The organism is Marinimicrobium sp. ARAG 43.8, from assembly GCF_050113635.1.
GTDB lineage: Bacteria > Pseudomonadota > Gammaproteobacteria > Pseudomonadales > Cellvibrionaceae > Marinimicrobium.
In genome coordinates, this window is the sequence record NZ_JBNJLT010000003.1 from 123,486 (window position 1) to 138,670 (window position 15,185).

A 15,185-nucleotide genomic window follows, 5' to 3' on the forward strand; every position below is an offset into this window, starting at 1 on the left:
TCAAGTGCGCCGCGTGGCACGGAAGTGTATCGCATTCGAAACGGCTTGGGCAGGAGGCTTCGGTATAGTAGCTGGGGAGAGCGAAAAACGGGAAACTGGCTGAATGAGACTGGCAGAGTAAAACAGTCACCTCGTCCTTGAGGTGTGGATCGTGTGATCCAGTGAAAGTCCGGTTGAGAGTCCGTTCGCTTAAGAGTCTTGGCTTTCGATGCGCTCGGTCAGAGCCGATTCGATTTGATTGCGAAGCTCTTCATCCTGACCAGCCTGGTTGGCGATCTGCTGATACTCGGAGATGGACAAGCCTGAGTTGCTGACCGCTTCCTGCATTTCGGTCTGCGCTTCCTGTTGCAACTCAGTGGCCTCTTCGGGGTCTTCGACCGCCTGAAGTTTCTGGGTGTATTCCTGATTAATACCCTGAACGGCCATATAGGCGTCCACAAAGCTTTCAACCTGCTCTTCACTCACATCCATCTGGGCGGCTTCGGTCTGGGGTGCTGCAGGCTGCTGAGGCTGCCCTTGCGGTGTGCTTTGTGCCGATACGGCGCCAGCACCAAACATCAGAACAGAACCTGCAATCAGGGCCAGTACGGGGTTGTGATTCTTACGCATAATGTCTCTCCTTACTGTGAGTCGGAATCGGACCGGAGCCCGGTTACTTGCGTATTGAAACTTGCACAGTAGATATTGCAGAGGTCGTGCCAGCTTTTAAAATTTTTATAACTCATTGATAAGTAAGGAGAAAATATTTTTCTCGGCTGTAAGGTGTGGCGGCGATCACTGTGCGTTTTCGCTCATGTGCCAATATGACTCACTCATCGGTGTGCCGTATTGACAATCAGTCGTCAGTTTCCAGCCAGCGGTAGAGCGTACGTCGCCCGATATTGAGAATATCCGCAGCCTGTTTTTTGTTGCCTTCCACCTGGTTGAGCACGTATTGGATATAGCTGCGCTCTACGGCTTCCAGTGACACCAGGGTGTCGTCTTCGGTGGGTGGTTGCCAGCGGTTTCCCGAAGCGGCCGGTGGCGAGACGGGTAGCTGGTGGACCCGGTCGGGCAGGTGTTCCGGGCCGATCAGGCGCCCGGTGCAAAATGTTACGGCGCGTTCGACGATGTTTCCGAGTTCGCGCACATTACCGGGAAAGGGGTAGCGTTTGAGCAGGTTGAGCGCTTCGGTGCTCAGCCCGTCGACCGGCTGCTGGCGGCGGCCATTGAACTGATGGATCAGGTGGGCGATCAGCCGCTCGATATCGTCGCCCCGCTGGCGCAGCGGTGGCACGTCCAGCGCAAAGGTTTCCAGTCGATAAAAAAGGTCTTCGCGGAAGCGGCCCTCGGCGACCTCGTCGGGCAGTTCGCGGTGCGTGGCGGCAATGATGCGCACATCGAGGCTTTGCTCGGCGTTGCTGCCGACGGGGCGAACCTTGCCGTCCTGCAGGATGCGCAACAGGCTGGACTGCATTTCCATCGGCATTTCACCGATTTCATCCAGCATCAGTGTGCCCCCGTCGGCGGCGGCGAACAGGCCGCGCCGGGCCTTGGTCGCGCCTGTGAATGCGCCAGCGGCGTGCCCGAACAGCTCACTCTCCAACAGGTTGGCGGCGATGCCCCCACAGTTCAGGGCGATAAACGGGCCGTTGCGGCGGTCGCTTTCGCGATGAATGGCCCGCGCCACCAGTTCCTTGCCGACGCCACTTTCGCCGGTGACCAGCACGGGGCCGTCCGCCTGGGCCACTTGCCGAATTTGAGTGAACAGCTGGCGCATCGCCGGGCTGCGCCCGATCATGCCGTGAAATTCACCCTGGTCGAGCAAACGCCGGTAGTAACCCAGCTCCTGCTCCAGCTGTTGGCGCTGAAGGGTACGGGTGACCGAAAGGGAAAAGTGGTCCAGATCCAGCGGTTTGGTAAGAAAGTCGTCCGCTCCGCGCTTGAGGGCATCCACTGCCTGGTCAATGGTGCCGAAGGCGGTGATGGCGATAAAGGCTGGGCGCACGGGCAGGCGATGCAGCTCTTCCAGTAAATCCAGGCCATTGCCATCGGGCAGGTGCAGGTCACTGATCACCAGTTGTGGCGCTTCCTCGGCCAGCCACTGCCGCGCCGAACTCAGATCGCCTTTGCCTGCACAGCGATGGTCGGCGTCGGTCAGCTCATCCAGCAGGAGTTGGCGCAGGTCGGGATCGTCTTCGATGACCAGAATGTCGATGGGGCCGCTGGGCGCCGAATCAGTCATTGGGGTTGTCCTCGCGCAAGGGTGTGGCGGTGGGCGCGTCTGCGGGTGGCTGGAAAGGGATGGTTAGCTCGAAACGGGCTCCGCCGAGTTCGCTATCGCCGATTTCGATATGGCCGCCGTGTTCGGTCACTACTGCGTTGACGACCGCCAGGCCGAGGCCAGTGCCGACACCGACCGGCTTGGTGGTCACGAAAGGTTCAAGCAATCGGGGTTGAATGGCTGGATCGATACCGGGGCCATCGTCTTCGACCGTAAGGTGCAACTGCCCTGAGCCGCAGTGCCAGCTCAGTTGCACCTGGCCGTTCGGGGTAGCCTGAATGGCGTTGCGCAGCAGGTTGATAATGGCTTGTTCCAACCGCAAACGATCTGCCACCAGCGGTGGGCAAGATGTTTCCGGCGGTTGCACCGAAAGGGTGACCTGCTGGCGTTCGCGCTCGCCCTCCACCTGTTGCACGGAGGATTGCACCAGCTCCTGAAAGCGCAGTGAACGGCGCTCCGGTTTGACCGGGCGGGCAAAGTCCATCAATTGCCGGATGATGCGTTCCATGCGTTGCAGTTGTTGGCGGATATCGTGCAGAGGCTCCGCATTTTCCGCCGCCACTTTGCGCAACGCGCGCTGGGCTTTGCCGTCCGCCACGCTGAGCGGTGTACCCAGCTCGTGAGCCACACCCGCGGCAAAACGGCCAATAGCGGCCAGTTTTTCAGCCTGATGCAATTGGTGCTTGAGTTGGTATTCGCGTTCGCGCCGGGTGCTGATTTCCCGCTCCGAGTCGGCAATGCTGTCCAGCATGCGATTGATGCTGCCGGACAAAAACCGCAATTCCATCGGGCCTGCGGTGGCCAGTCGATGCTCGCGATCGCCACCCGCCACCGTAGTCAGGCTATCGCCCATAAACTGAATATGGCGACCGATGGCGCGCCGGTAACCCACCCAGACCAGCACCAGAACGAGCAGTGCAAAGCCGGCCAGCAAACCAATGGCCCGCGCCCGAAAAGCGTGGATTTGCTGCACAAAATCACTGCCTCGGCGGGTAACCTGAAGCAGGCCGTTGATGCGGCCGCCGCTGTCGGTCAAGGGCATAAAATAGGAAAATACGGCTTCGCCACCGACTTGCTCGAAGGCGCTTTGTTCACTGCCCCGGGTGGCGAGGCTGGCGGCTTCGATATCCTGGACCTGCACATTGCTGGGGCCTTGTGCGGTAATGCGTTGGCCTTCTCGGTCATAGACGTACACCCCGTATACCCGCCCGATGTCGCCGGCGGAGGTGACGGTGCGACGCAGCGTTTCTTCGTGACCGTTTTCCAGGGCGTAGCTCAGGGGGCGACGAATGGAGCGGGCAATCAGCTCGATTTCCTCTTCCATGCCTTCTTCGGCGGCCTGTTCCAACTGGCGCAGACTGAAGCCTGCCGTAATGATCATGACCAGTAAAAACGGAGCGAGCACGAACGCCAGCAGTGCCGTGCGAATATTGTAAAGGCCGAAAGGTTGTCGCCGTCCCATCAGCGTGGCTCCGGTGGGCCGCTGGTGCGTTTGCTCAGCAAGCACTACCGCGGCATAAATGATAAATAGCGGTTTCCCCGAACAGGTTGGGCGAGAAATCCTTCAAAAAGTTCGGTGACTGTTCGTTCACCACCAGCCGATGCAGCACGGTAATGTTTTTTTCCCGGCACAGCACCTCGAAGTCGCGAAAGGTACAGAAGTGAATATTGGGTGTGTTGTACCACTCATAGGGCAGCAGGTCGGAAACCGGCATGCGGCCACGCACGGCCAGGTGCCACCGCGCTTTCCAGTGCGCGAAGTTGGGGAAGGTGACGATGCACTCTTTACCCACGCGCAGCATCTCGTCCAGCACTTTGTGGGGATAGTGCATGGTCTGAATAGCCTGTGCCATGACCACGGTATCGAAGCTGCCGTCGGCAAAGTTGCCGAGGCCGTCATCCAGATTCTGTTCGAGAACGCTGAGCCCTTTGTCGATACAGGCATTGATCTGGTCCGGGTCAATCTCCAGCCCGTACCCAGTCGCCTGCTTGGTGTCGCGCAGGTATTGCAGCAGAGTGCCATCGCCGCAACCCAGGTCCAGAACCCGGCTGCCGTTGGCAATCCAGCTTTGAATTTCGGTTTGATCCAGGCGCATGGGTTGTCCGTTCATGAGTGTACCTCCCCGGCCACACCCGCCATGTAGCGGGTGAACACCTGCCGATAACGTTCGTTGGGCAGCAGGAACGCATCGTGTCCGTAAGGAGAATCGATGTTGGTGTAGCTCACGGCCCGCCCGGCGCCGGTCAGTGCGTCCACGATTTCCCGCGAGCGCTGTGGAGAGAATCGCCAGTCCGAACTGAACGACACGACGAGGAACTTGCAGCGTGCCAGCCGAAACGCTTCTACGGCATCGTCGTTGTATTCGCGGGCGAGATCAAAATAATCCAATGCGCGGGTGATTAAAATATAGCTATTGGCATCGAAGTTGTTCGCGAAGCTGTCCCCTTGATAATGCAGATAGCTTTCCACCTGAAACTCCACGGGGTCATACTGGCCGCGCAGGAAGCTGCCGCTGCGCAGTTCTCGGCCAAATTTCTCTCCCATGGCGTGATCGGACAGATAGGTGATGTGTCCGATCATGCGGGCCACGGCCAAGCCGTCTCGCGGCACGGTGTCGTGCTCAAGGTAGTGACCGTTGTGGAAATTCGGGTCCGACATGATCGCCTGCCGGGCGGTTTCGTTGAACGCAATGTTCTGGGCGCTGAGTTTCATCGCCGCGGCGATTACTACGGCATGGCGCAGCTTGTCCGGGTATTCCAGTGCCCAGCGCATGACCTGCATACCGCCCAGGCTGCCCCCGACAATCGCGGCCCAGCAGTCAATACCCAAGGCTTCGCCCAGGCGCTTCTGACTCTCTACCCAGTCGCGTACTCGCAACATGGGAAAATCCGCACCCCACGGCTTGCCGGTGGCTGGGTTGGTGGAACGCGGACCGGTAGAGCCACTGCATCCGCCCAGGTTGTTGGGGCACACGACGAAAAAGCGATTGGTGTCGATGGCTTTACCCGGGCCGATGTAGTTATCCCACCAGCCGGGTTTGCGGTCTTCCAGGCTGTGGTAGCCGGCAGCGTGATGGTTGCCGGACAGGGCGTGGCAAATAAGCACCGCGTTGGAGCGATCCGCATTCAGGGTGCCATAGGTCTCATACACCAGCTCGTAATGATCGAGCGTAGTGCCGCAGGCCAGCGTGAGCGGCTCGGTGAAGACGTGAGTCTGGGGGGTGACCAGACCGACGGAGTCGTCGGGCAGAGTGTCGGGCATGGGTGATCTCGGTCTCGGGCTTGGCGTAAGCTCGCCAGTCTAAGGGGGCCTCAGAGGGCCTGCAAGTGTCTGGGGCGGCCCGGCTCAATGTCGGGCCTGTCATCGGGTCTGTCATCGGGTCTGGGCGGTAGCGGCGCGCCCGATGCCTACATTCCCAGCACCAGCCCACCGGGCATTCCCACGCTTTGTCCCAGGGCGGGCACCAGGTAGCGGTTGAGAATGTGCAGCACCATAAAGGCGAAAATGGGGGTGATGTCGATTCCGCCCATCGGTGGGATCAGTTTTTGGAAAGGTGCCATCACGGGCGCCACGAGCTGGCGCACCAGCAATAATGCCGGATGCTGGCTGAACGGCGCCACCCAACTGGCGATGATGGAAATAATCAGGCACCAGAAGTAGATGGACAGGATGACCGACAGCAAACCGATGGCGGACCAGGCAATAGCCACCAACGGGTTTAGGATGCCGAGCCCGGCAATTAATAGCACCAGTTGGATCAATAACCATTGAATGATCAAGGCCAGTACCAGCGCCGCCATATCCACTCCGAACACGCCCGGAATCACTTTGCGCAAAGGCAGCAGCAATGGGTTGGTGGCCTTGGCAACAAACTGTGAAATGGGGTTGTAGAAATCCGCCCGCACCAGTTGGAACAAAAAGCGCAGTAATACCAGCAGCAGGTACAGTGAACCCAGGGTGCGGATGACATAAATGGCAATTTCAGCCGAAGTGGACATGCGTGTTCCTCTCGTTGAACAATCTGGTTGGGCCGTCGTAGTGAGCGGTCATCAGCCCGTCTTTATTGGTCCAGCGCCCGGGCCAGTTCGCCAGCACGGGCGGCACAGGCTTTCATGGCCCGCTCGAATACGGCGCGCAACTGGTCGTGCTCGAAGGACTTGATGGCCGCTTCGGTGGTGCCGCCGGGTGACATGACCCGCCGCCTCAGTTCAGCGACATCCACATCACTTTGGCGGGCGAGTGTCGCTGCGCCCAGTGCCGTTTGCAGGGTCAGCTCAGTGGCGGCCTCGCGGTCCAGTCCGAGCCTCTGACCGGCATCGATCATCGCTTCCATTACCAGGAAAAAGTACGCAGGCCCGGAACCCGAGACGGCGGTTACCGCATCGATGAGTGCCTCGTCGTCCAGCCATTGTACCGTACCGACGGCGGACAGGATCTGTTCGGCCTGCTGACGCCGGGTATCACTTGTGTTGCGATTGGCGTAAAGGCCGCTGGCTCCGGTTTTGACCAGCGATGGTGTGTTCGGCATGCAACGGACAATGGCGTGGTGTTCTCCCAGCCAGCGTTCCAGCGCATCGACGTTGATGCCCGCCGCAATGGAAATGAGCAGGGGGTTGTGGTTCAGCGCGGGTCGCAGGTCTTCGGCCACTGCCTTGAGACCCTGGGGTTTCACCGCCAGGACGACCACATCCGCCTGTTCGGCCACATCGTGGTTGCTGCCGGTAGTGATCCCGAAGTCAGTCGCTAATGCAGTGAGTTTGTCCTTACTTCGGCCGCTGGCTAGGATACGGTCAGCTGGGTAGCCTTCCTGTACCAGGCCGCCAAGAATGCTGCGTGCCATATTGCCAGCGCCGACAAAGGCGAGGGTGGGGTAGGGGGTATTGCTCATAATGTGTCCTGTCCGGTTTCTCGGGCACCGAAAATATCCGTGCCGACTCGCACCATTGTAGCGCCTTCGGCGATGGCTGCCTCCAGATCGGCCGACATCCCCATCGACAGCGTGTCCAGCGGGGGCGGTTGCCCTTGATCGTCGGCCAGCTTGAGAGCCTTCAATTCCGAGAGTGCTTGTCGCAGCCGGGCCAATACGGCCCGTTGGTCGTTAACATTCTCCCGTGGAGCGGGAATCGCCATCAGCCCGCGCAGGGTGAGATGAGGCAAAGCGGCCACGGCGCGGGCCAGCGATGGCAGATCACCCAGGGCCACCCCGGATTTGCTGATTTCGCCGTCGAGGTTCACCTGCAGGCAAACCTGGAGCGGACCCCGGTCAGCCGGGCGCTGCTCGCTCAGGCGTCTGGCGATCTTCTCCCGGTCAATACTGTGAACCCAGTCAAACTGTTCGGCGATGGCGCGGGTTTTATTCGATTGAATAGGACCGATAAAATGCCATTCTATGTCGGCCAGTTCGCGCAGAGCCGCTTGTTTGTCCAGCGCTTCCTGCAGATAGTTCTCGCCGAATCGCCGTTGCCCTGCCCGGTAGGCGTCGGCGAGTGCCGAGGCGGGGCGGGTTTTGCTGACGGCGACCAGCGCCACCGTTTCCGGTGAGCGGCCTGCCGTCTCAGCGGCCCGTTTCAGTCGGGCGGTGACATCGTGGAGCATCTCGTCTATCTTTGGCATAACATCTCTAAGCGATAGCAACCCCAACGTAAGGTAGTAGCATGGATATTACGGAACTTCTGGCGTTCAGCGCCAAACAGGGCGCTTCGGACCTGCACTTGTCGGCGGGGCTGCCGCCTATGATTCGCGTGGACGGCGACGTGCGCCGCATCAACCTGCCGCCGATGGAGCACAAGCAGGTGCATAGTTTGATCTACGAGATAATGAATGACAAGCAACGCAAGGACTTCGAGGAGTTTCTGGAGACGGACTTTTCGTTTGAGGTGCCGGGCGTTGCGCGCTTCCGGGTGAACGCCTTTAACCAGAATCGCGGCGCGGGTGCTGTATTCCGGACCATTCCCTCGAAGGTGCTCACCATGGAAGAGTTGGGGATGGGGAATGTGTTCCGCGATATTTGTGCGGTGCCGCGCGGGCTGGTATTGGTCACCGGGCCGACGGGTTCCGGTAAGTCCACCACGCTGGCGGCCATGATGGACTACATCAACGACAATAAATACGAACACATCCTGACCATTGAGGACCCCATCGAATTTGTGCACGAGAGCAAAAAGTGTCTCGTCAACCAGCGGGAAGTTCACCGCGACACCCACGGCTTTGCCGAAGCACTGCGCTCGGCTCTGCGCGAAGACCCGGACATCATTCTGGTGGGTGAGATGCGCGACCTGGAGACGATTCGCCTGGCGCTGACGGCGGCGGAAACCGGTCACCTGGTGTTCGGTACCTTGCACACCACCTCGGCGGCAAAAACCATTGACCGGGTGGTGGATGTGTTCCCGGCGAACGAAAAGGCCATGGTGCGTTCGATGCTGTCCGAATCCCTGCAAGCGGTTGTTTCGCAGACGCTGCTTAAGAAAAACGGCGGCGGTCGGGTGGCCGCGCACGAAATCATGCGAGGCACCTCGGCCATTCGGAACCTGATTCGTGAAGATAAAGTGGCGCAAATGTATTCGGCAATTCAGACTGGCGCGTCGCTCGGGATGCAGACGATGGACCAGTGCCTGGCCGATCTGGTGGCACGGCGCATTGTCACCCGGGAAGTGGCCCGTGAAAAAGCCAAAATGCCGGACAACTTTTGATGATTCAAGCTCCGGCTCTTATTCATTGTATGCTTACGGGAACCCGTTATGGATTTTGATCGCTTGTTGTCGCTGATGGTTGAAAAGGGCGCGTCGGATTTGTTTATTACGGCGGGCGTACCGCCGTCGATCAAGGTCAATGGCAAGATTGTTCCCGCCATGGCCTCGCCCTTACCGCCGGAAAAAGTACGCGAAGTTGTGCTTCGGGTGATGAACGAAAAGCAGCGCCAGGAGTTTCTGGAAGAAAAGGAGCTGAACTTCGCGATCAGCGCCCGGGGGATTGGTCGTTTCCGGGCCAGCGCCTTCTATCAGCGCAATCTGGCGGGGATGGTGCTGCGGCGTATTGAAACAAAAATTCCCGAGATTGATGACCTGGGGCTTCCCGAGATCATCAAGGAACTGGCCATGACCCGTCGTGGCCTGATTCTGTTTGTGGGGGCCACCGGCACGGGTAAGTCGACGTCGCTGGCGGCGATGATTGGCCATCGCAACCGCAACAGCAAAGGGCATATTATTTCCATTGAGGACCCGATTGAATTTATTCACCAGCATCAGGGTTGCATTATTACTCAGCGTGAAGTCGGTATCGATACAGACTCGTTCGAGACCGCACTGAAAAATACCCTGCGGCAGGCGCCGGATGTGATTCTCATTGGTGAGGTCCGTACCCGCGAAACGATGGAGCACGCCATCGCGTTTGCCGAAACTGGCCACTTATGTTTGGCGACGCTGCACGCTAACAATGCCAACCAGGCGCTGGATCGCATCATCCATTTCTTCCCGGCGGATCGTCATCGCCAGCTGTGGATGGACCTGTCACTGAACCTCAAAGGTATCGTGGCCCAACAACTGATCCCCACGCCGGACGGCCAGGGGCGTCGCGCCTGCCTGGAAGTGTTGCTCAATACACCGCTGGCCTCGGACCTGATTCGCAAGGGCGAAGTGAGTGAACTCAAGGAGTTGATGAAAAAGTCGACGGAATTGGGAATGCAAACATTCGATCAGGCGCTGTATGAGTTATACGATGCGGGGGAAATTACCTACGAGGATGCGCTGTCTCATGCGGATTCGCCCAACGACCTGCGCTTGCTGATCAAGTTGGGCTCCGAAACCGATGCGGCCTACCTGTCTCATGCGGCGGACGAGTTATCCATTCAAGGGGACGGGGAAGATCGGGGGCGTACCTTTTAGTTAAGGCGGCGTCGCAAGTAGTAAAAAGAGGTAGAGAGTGAGGGATGCCAACCGGGCATGAGTTTTATGTGGGCGGTTGGCCTTTCGAATCTGATTCCGCTGTCTGTAAAAATGTTTCAGCAATAATACGTGCGGCAATGGAGTCTACAGGGTGGCGACCGTAATCCCGTGATCCGCCACGCGCCATGACTTCACCTTTGGCTTCGAAACTGGACAGCCGTTCGTCCACCAAGGTCACTGCAACGCCGAAGCGTCCGTGAATGCGGTTGGCAAATTTTCGGGCACGTGCCGACAGTTCACTTTCAGAGCCATCCATATTGAGCGGCAAACCGACCAATACTGTGTCGGGTTTCCACTCATTGAGCAGATGCTCGATCTCCGGCCAGTTTGGAATGCCGTCTTTCGCTCGTAAGGGCTTCTGTGGTGTGGCCGTGCCAGTCTGCGTATGAGCGGAGGCCACACCGATATTTTTCAAGCCGTAATCGAATGCCAGAAGCTGCACGTCACGCGTGGCCTGCGGTAGAGGAAATCAGATTGAGGTCGAAGCCAAGTTGGCGTGCGGCGGCAGCCCAGCGTTGCTCTGCCGGGGTATGAAACAATACGTGTCGATCGGCGGGCACCGTCAGCCATGAGTTGGCGGCAATCTCTTTCTCCAGCTGTCCAGCTTCCCAACCTGCATAGCCCAGAGCCGTTACGAAGTGAGTGGGGCCAGCGCCTTTGGCGAGGGCTTCGAGAATATCACGGGAAGCGCTCAGGCTGACATCCTCGGCAATACGCAGTGTGGACTGCCATTCCTGGCGATCATTGTGGATCACAAAGCCGCGCTCAACCTGTACGGGGCCACCCGCCATGACGGGCTGGCCTCCCAAGTCTGACTCGTCCTCCAAGTCCATCTGCTGGAAAATCTCGCCGAGTGTAATGGGCATGGTGTTGTTGAGTACCAGCCCCATGGCTCCGGACTCACTGTGGTCACAGATATAAGTCACGCTGTGAGCAAAGTTCTGGTCCTGCATACCGGGCATGGCGATCAAAAAGTGATCGCTCAAGCTGCCCGTAGTCAGCGTCCGGTCAGCGTTTGAAGATTCAGTGTGTGAAACCATAATCTCAGTCATATAGGGATTGTTGGGTGGATAGCCCTAAAAAACAAGTGTCAGTGTCAAATTTGCTGACAATGACCTGCATGAGGGTATACGGCTCGGCTGGCTCTGCAGATCACTGGAAACCGCGTGTTGGGGCGAGTTCATGCTGGCTGTTAATCTGGCGTGATAGCTAGTCAGCCGTGGTGGAAAGCCCGGCAATCTCAAAATTCCAGGTGCGGATGATCTCCAGGCGGTCGTACTCCTTGCGGATTTCGGACGGGAAGCGATCAAAAGGCGCGGCCAAATGCACAATCTGCACGGCGGCCTGGTCCAGTATCCGGTGACCGGATGATTGAAGAATCTCCACCTCGTGGATGGTCCCGTCCGGGTTGATCGCGACCGACAGCCGTAAGCTGCCGGTGAGTTGCTGCCTCAGCGCTTCGGCAGGGTAATGGCGGTTGCCGGTGCGCTCGATTTTCTGGCCCCATTCATGCAAATACTGAGCGTCAGAGGCCGCCTGGGTGGCAACGGAGGTCAGTCGGCGTATGCGCGGTCGCTTGGCATATTCCTGCCGCTGGCGGTCCAGCTTGGCTTGCAGGCTGGCAATCTCCTGGCTGATCACGGGCTGTTCATTGGCCTGACCGTCCCGCTCCTCCTGATGTTCCTGGGATTCCGTCGATTCTGTGTCGAGCGTTTGCCGCTGGCTCTCACCGGTGGTGGTGACCACCGTGGAGTCTTGTCGCTGACGGGCAGACATGGCCTGGGTTTGAGGCGTGGGATTCACATCGCGGACGCGGGTATCGGCGAACTCGGCTTCTCGCTCTGTGGTCAGCTGCCGGGCCTTCTCTTCCGTGCCGCTGGCCTGTTGATTGTGCTGGGCGAGAAAGTCGGCCTGTTCGGGGGCGCTGCGGTCGCGGTGGTTGGCCAGGGTGACATCCAGCGTCGGAGCGGCACGACCGGCCTCCGGCAGCGTAAAGGAAACACCGAAAATCAGCAGGGCGTGCGCCGCCAGCGCCATGAACAGGGTGAAGCTGAGGCGGTCGCCAGTGTCGACCGTATGCTCGGGAGTTGCGTTATCGGAGGGTGCCGCAGCCATGGGACAGGAGTCGCTCTTCTTAAGTCAGGAAGCGGAGGGCTGCGGCTGCAGGCGTTGCTCAATGGCGTCCATCAGCCTTGCGCCAATCCGGGTGTCGTAAGCGCGATCAATTTCCCGCACACACGTCGGGCTGGTCACGTTGATTTCGGTCAGGTAGTCGCCGATCACGTCCAGTCCTACGAAGATCAGTCCCTTCTCTTTTAATATGGGAGCCACCTGCTCCACAATCCAGCGGTCCCGGTCGGTCAACGGCTTGGCAACACCGCGGCCTCCGGCAGCCAGGTTGCCACGGGTTTCGCCATCGGCCGGAATTCGCGCCAGGCTGTAGGGCACCGCTTCGCCATCGACCACTAGAATGCGCTTGTCACCTTCGGTAATGGCCGGGATGTAGCGTTGTGCCATGACCATCTGAGAGCCAAACTCGCTGAGCGTCTCCAGAATGACACTGACATTGGGGTCATCCTCCTTACAGCGGAAAATACGGCTGCCGCCCATTCCGTCCAGCGGTTTGAAAATGACATCGCCCTGTTTGCGGTGAAAGGCTCGCAGCCGCGCGGGATCGCGGCTCACGATAAGCGGCGGGCAGCACTGGGGAAAACGCGTGGCAAAGATTTTCTCGTTGCAGTCGCGCAGGCTGCGCGGGTCATTGACCACCAGGCAGCCTTCGTCCTGAGCGGCCTCCAGAATATAAGTGCTGTAGGTGAATTCGTTGTCAAAGGGCGGATCCTTGCGCATCAGCAACACATTGAGTTCTGCCAGAGGGCGCTCCTGGCGGGGCCCGAGCTCAAACCAGTGATTCTCATCGTCCATCACCAGCAAGGAGCGCGTACTGGCCCGGGGCTGCCCGTTTTCCAGGTAGAGGTCGGACTGTTCCATATAGTAGAGGTCCCAGCCCCGCTCCTGAGCGGCCAGCAACAACGCCAGCGTTGTGTCCTTATAGAAGGTAATGCTGGCGATGGGGTCCATGATTACACCGAGGGAAATGCTCATACAATCGTTTTCCACATATCTGGGAGGGGCGGGTTTGTTGCCGCGGGTTCATTTGCGCGATAAAGTTAAGCGTTGGGGCGCGATAACGCAAGCACAAAGCCTGGATTGGCTCGAGCCGGGGCCGGATTCAGGCGTGTGTGAAGTGTGGCGTTGAAATAAGCGTAATGAATAATAACGAAAGGGAACTAACGATAATCTTATATATTCAGTTCGTTATAGATATACCTTAAAAACTGTGTTAAAAGTTTCGGTCTGCTACCGCCTGAATCAACAAATATTTTCGGTGTTATAGCTCTTTTTGTGAAGCTCGTCACATTTTGGTGGCCGCCGTCACATAACATTGCGGTATTGGCACTTTATAATCGCTGGGCGATGTCGCTGCTCCCCATCGTCACAAAAGTCAGGGTCATAAGGTCAGGGTCACAAGGTATGGACGTTAGTTTGGAAAGCCTGAAAGTCATGGTGATTGACGATAGCAAAACCATTCGTCGCACTGCGGAAACGTTATTGAAAAAAGCCGGATGCACGGTCGTCACGGCTACCGATGGATTTGATGCACTGGCCAAGATTGCCGATACCCGCCCGGATATTATCTTCGTCGATATTATGATGCCGCGCCTTGATGGCTATCAGACCTGCGCACTGATCAAAAATAACAGTGATTTCAAGCGGACACCCGTCATTATGCTGTCGAGCAAGGACGGATTGTTTGATAAGGCCAAGGGCCGAATAGTGGGATCCGACCAATATTTGACCAAGCCGTTCAGCAAAAGTGAACTGCTCAATGCCATCGAGCAACACGTCAAACAGACGGAAGCGTCGTAAAGCGCAATAAGAAAGTCAAAGCCTGTCCGGAGCGCGTGTGCCGGAGAGGTTTGAAAACCACACAGCCACTATGACTGATTCAGCAATCTTGGGGATACTATGGCCAGAGTACTGATTATCGATGATTCTCCCACCGAGATTTATAAACTGAGCTCCATGCTGGAAAAGCAGGGCCACGAGGCATTGACGGCGGAAACCGGTGAAGATGGCATTGCGCTGGCCAAACAGGCGTTGCCCGATGTGGTGCTCATGGATATCGTGATGCCTGGTCTGAACGGTTTTCAGGCCACTCGCCAGCTGACCAAGTCGCCGGAAACGGCCAATATCCCGGTGATTATTGTCACCACCAAAGATCAGCAAACTGATCGCGTGTGGGGAATGCGTCAGGGTGCCAAAGATTTCCTGGTGAAACCTGTGACCGCCGAAACCCTGAATGCCGCTATCGTAAAAGTTACCCAGTAAATGACCATGCGTGTGCGTTATCGAGGTGGGCCTCATGGCTGATGCTCAAGCGGCATTTGCGTCTTTGGTTGATCTGGCGCAACGCAGCCGGAAGGCTGCGCGTGGATTGCCTGCCCAGGTGGATATTCGACCGCATTGGAGCGGTATCGGCTTTATGCTGATGGGGCAGCGTTTTGCCGTGCCGATGGGTGAAGTGTCGGAAATGCTGGAAATACCGTCCTTTACTCATCTGCCCGGTGTGCAGACCTGGGTTAAAGGCGTGGCCAATGTGCGGGGCCGTCTGTTACCCCTGTTTGATATGGCGGCCTTTTTCGGTGGACAGCTCACGGGTGGCCGCAAGCAGCGCCGGGTACTTATCCTGGAAACGGACGCATTGTACAGCGGGCTGATGGTGGATCAGGTGTTTGGCATGCAGCATTTTCCCACTGATCAGTACCGGGTTGATCCCGGCGAGGTGGAGGACGCCATACTGCCTTGTACCGACGGCAGTTACGACCATGAGGGCCAGCGCTGGACGGTGTTTCGTCCGGCCCTTTTGGCGCAGGATCCGCGGTTTATCAACGCCGCTCGGAGCTAAGCCGCGACTCAG

General features: G+C 58.2%; 17 protein-coding genes. 5 read left to right on the forward strand and 12 right to left on the reverse strand.

The genetic code is table 11. The annotated features are described in order from the left end of the window. Positions 1–189: 189 nt before the first annotated feature. The 8 genes from ACQCLF_RS07780 to ACQCLF_RS07815 form a co-directional block, all read right to left on the reverse strand. A complete protein-coding gene (locus ACQCLF_RS07780) occupies positions 190–609 on the reverse strand; it encodes a DUF4168 domain-containing protein (RefSeq protein WP_426985950.1) in 420 nt (139 codons plus the stop codon). Between the two features lie 226 nt (positions 610–835). Continuing rightward, on the reverse strand, positions 836–2,224 hold the full coding sequence (locus ACQCLF_RS07785; protein WP_426985952.1) for a sigma-54-dependent transcriptional regulator: 1,389 nt from the start codon (positions 2,222–2,224) through the stop codon (positions 836–838). Then, positions 2,217–3,725, reverse strand: a complete 1,509-nt coding sequence (locus ACQCLF_RS07790; RefSeq protein WP_426985953.1) for an ATP-binding protein — start codon at positions 3,723–3,725, stop codon at positions 2,217–2,219. The genes ACQCLF_RS07785 and ACQCLF_RS07790 overlap by 8 nt, the downstream gene beginning before the upstream one ends. A 34-nt stretch (positions 3,726–3,759) precedes the next feature. Beyond that, the gene (gene metW / locus ACQCLF_RS07795) at positions 3,760–4,359 is read right to left on the reverse strand and encodes a methionine biosynthesis protein MetW (protein ID WP_426986477.1); all 600 of its coding nucleotides are present in this window, start codon (positions 4,357–4,359) and stop codon (positions 3,760–3,762) included. A gap of 11 nt (positions 4,360–4,370) precedes the next feature. Then, complete coding sequence (metX, locus tag ACQCLF_RS07800; RefSeq protein ID WP_426985955.1) at positions 4,371–5,525, reverse strand: homoserine O-succinyltransferase MetX; 1,155 nt, start codon at positions 5,523–5,525, stop codon at positions 4,371–4,373. A 146-nt stretch (positions 5,526–5,671) separates the two neighbouring features. After that, positions 5,672–6,262, reverse strand: a complete 591-nt coding sequence (locus ACQCLF_RS07805) for a YggT family protein (protein ID WP_426985957.1) — start codon at positions 6,260–6,262, stop codon at positions 5,672–5,674. 62 nt (positions 6,263–6,324) lie between these two features. Continuing rightward, a complete protein-coding gene (proC, locus tag ACQCLF_RS07810; RefSeq protein WP_426985959.1) occupies positions 6,325–7,152 on the reverse strand; it encodes a pyrroline-5-carboxylate reductase in 828 nt (275 codons plus the stop codon). Beyond that, the gene (locus ACQCLF_RS07815) at positions 7,149–7,877 is read right to left on the reverse strand and encodes a YggS family pyridoxal phosphate-dependent enzyme (RefSeq protein ID WP_426985961.1); all 729 of its coding nucleotides are present in this window, start codon (positions 7,875–7,877) and stop codon (positions 7,149–7,151) included. Before ACQCLF_RS07815 ends, proC begins: the two co-directional genes overlap by 4 nt. A 41-nt stretch (positions 7,878–7,918) precedes the next feature. Here ACQCLF_RS07815 and ACQCLF_RS07820 point away from each other — a divergent pair, with 41 nt between their 5' ends. Next, positions 7,919–8,953, forward strand: a complete 1,035-nt coding sequence (locus ACQCLF_RS07820; protein WP_426985963.1) for a type IV pilus twitching motility protein PilT — start codon at positions 7,919–7,921, stop codon at positions 8,951–8,953. A gap of 48 nt (positions 8,954–9,001) precedes the next feature. Beyond that, positions 9,002–10,144, forward strand: coding sequence for a PilT/PilU family type 4a pilus ATPase (locus tag ACQCLF_RS07825; protein ID WP_426985965.1), 1,143 nt, complete (start codon positions 9,002–9,004; stop codon positions 10,142–10,144). Between the two features lie 64 nt (positions 10,145–10,208). Here the strand turns inward: ACQCLF_RS07825 and ruvX are convergent, their stop codons facing one another. From ruvX to gshB, 4 genes are all read right to left on the reverse strand, one after another. After that, the gene (gene ruvX / locus ACQCLF_RS07830; protein WP_426985967.1) at positions 10,209–10,646 is read right to left on the reverse strand and encodes a Holliday junction resolvase RuvX; all 438 of its coding nucleotides are present in this window, start codon (positions 10,644–10,646) and stop codon (positions 10,209–10,211) included. Between the two features lies 1 nt (position 10,647). Next, positions 10,648–11,244, reverse strand: coding sequence for a YqgE/AlgH family protein (locus tag ACQCLF_RS07835; protein ID WP_426985969.1), 597 nt, complete (start codon positions 11,242–11,244; stop codon positions 10,648–10,650). A gap of 169 nt (positions 11,245–11,413) precedes the next feature. Continuing rightward, on the reverse strand, positions 11,414–12,319 hold the full coding sequence (locus ACQCLF_RS07840) for an energy transducer TonB (protein ID WP_426985971.1): 906 nt from the start codon (positions 12,317–12,319) through the stop codon (positions 11,414–11,416). Positions 12,320–12,343: 24 nt separating this feature from the next. Continuing rightward, on the reverse strand, positions 12,344–13,309 hold the full coding sequence (gene gshB / locus ACQCLF_RS07845; RefSeq protein WP_426985973.1) for a glutathione synthase: 966 nt from the start codon (positions 13,307–13,309) through the stop codon (positions 12,344–12,346). 429 nt (positions 13,310–13,738) lie between these two features. On the opposite strand from gshB, the gene pilG reads away from it, so the two are divergent. The 3 genes from pilG to ACQCLF_RS07860 all read left to right on the forward strand — a co-directional run bounded on the left by pilG (position 13,739) and on the right by ACQCLF_RS07860 (position 15,173). Further along, entirely contained in the window at positions 13,739–14,134 is a 396-nt protein-coding gene (gene pilG / locus ACQCLF_RS07850; protein WP_426985974.1) for a twitching motility response regulator PilG, read from the forward strand. A gap of 99 nt (positions 14,135–14,233) precedes the next feature. Then, a complete protein-coding gene (gene pilH / locus ACQCLF_RS07855) occupies positions 14,234–14,596 on the forward strand; it encodes a twitching motility response regulator PilH (RefSeq protein WP_426985976.1) in 363 nt (120 codons plus the stop codon). Positions 14,597–14,630: 34 nt separating this feature from the next. Continuing rightward, positions 14,631–15,173 (forward strand): chemotaxis protein CheW, encoded by a 543-nt coding sequence (locus tag ACQCLF_RS07860; protein ID WP_426985978.1) that lies wholly within the window; start codon positions 14,631–14,633, stop codon positions 15,171–15,173. Positions 15,174–15,185 lie beyond the last annotated feature (12 nt).

What these genes read in the sequence shown, in the direction of transcription:
- ACQCLF_RS07780 (WP_426985950.1), bottom strand. Translation starts at nt 609, where the DNA reads ATGCGTAAGAATCACAACCCCGTACTGGCCCTGATTGCAGGTTCTGTT.
- ACQCLF_RS07785 (WP_426985952.1), bottom strand. Translation starts at nt 2,224, where the DNA reads ATGACTGATTCGGCGCCCAGCGGCCCCATCGACATTCTGGTCATCGAA.
- ACQCLF_RS07790 (WP_426985953.1), bottom strand. Translation starts at nt 3,725, where the DNA reads ATGGGACGGCGACAACCTTTCGGCCTTTACAATATTCGCACGGCACTG.
- metW (WP_426986477.1), bottom strand. Translation starts at nt 4,359, where the DNA reads ATGCGCCTGGATCAAACCGAAATTCAAAGCTGGATTGCCAACGGCAGC.
- metX (WP_426985955.1), bottom strand. Translation starts at nt 5,525, where the DNA reads ATGCCCGACACTCTGCCCGACGACTCCGTCGGTCTGGTCACCCCCCAG.
- ACQCLF_RS07805 (WP_426985957.1), bottom strand. Translation starts at nt 6,262, where the DNA reads ATGTCCACTTCGGCTGAAATTGCCATTTATGTCATCCGCACCCTGGGT.
- proC (WP_426985959.1), bottom strand. Translation starts at nt 7,152, where the DNA reads ATGAGCAATACCCCCTACCCCACCCTCGCCTTTGTCGGCGCTGGCAAT.
- ACQCLF_RS07815 (WP_426985961.1), bottom strand. Translation starts at nt 7,877, where the DNA reads ATGCCAAAGATAGACGAGATGCTCCACGATGTCACCGCCCGACTGAAA.
- ACQCLF_RS07820 (WP_426985963.1), top strand. Translation starts at nt 7,919, where the DNA reads ATGGATATTACGGAACTTCTGGCGTTCAGCGCCAAACAGGGCGCTTCG.
- ACQCLF_RS07825 (WP_426985965.1), top strand. Translation starts at nt 9,002, where the DNA reads ATGGATTTTGATCGCTTGTTGTCGCTGATGGTTGAAAAGGGCGCGTCG.
- ACQCLF_RS07835 (WP_426985969.1), bottom strand. Translation starts at nt 11,244, where the DNA reads ATGGTTTCACACACTGAATCTTCAAACGCTGACCGGACGCTGACTACG.
- ACQCLF_RS07840 (WP_426985971.1), bottom strand. Translation starts at nt 12,319, where the DNA reads ATGGCTGCGGCACCCTCCGATAACGCAACTCCCGAGCATACGGTCGAC.
- gshB (WP_426985973.1), bottom strand. Translation starts at nt 13,309, where the DNA reads ATGAGCATTTCCCTCGGTGTAATCATGGACCCCATCGCCAGCATTACC.
- pilG (WP_426985974.1), top strand. Translation starts at nt 13,739, where the DNA reads ATGGACGTTAGTTTGGAAAGCCTGAAAGTCATGGTGATTGACGATAGC.
- pilH (WP_426985976.1), top strand. Translation starts at nt 14,234, where the DNA reads ATGGCCAGAGTACTGATTATCGATGATTCTCCCACCGAGATTTATAAA.
- ACQCLF_RS07860 (WP_426985978.1), top strand. Translation starts at nt 14,631, where the DNA reads ATGGCTGATGCTCAAGCGGCATTTGCGTCTTTGGTTGATCTGGCGCAA.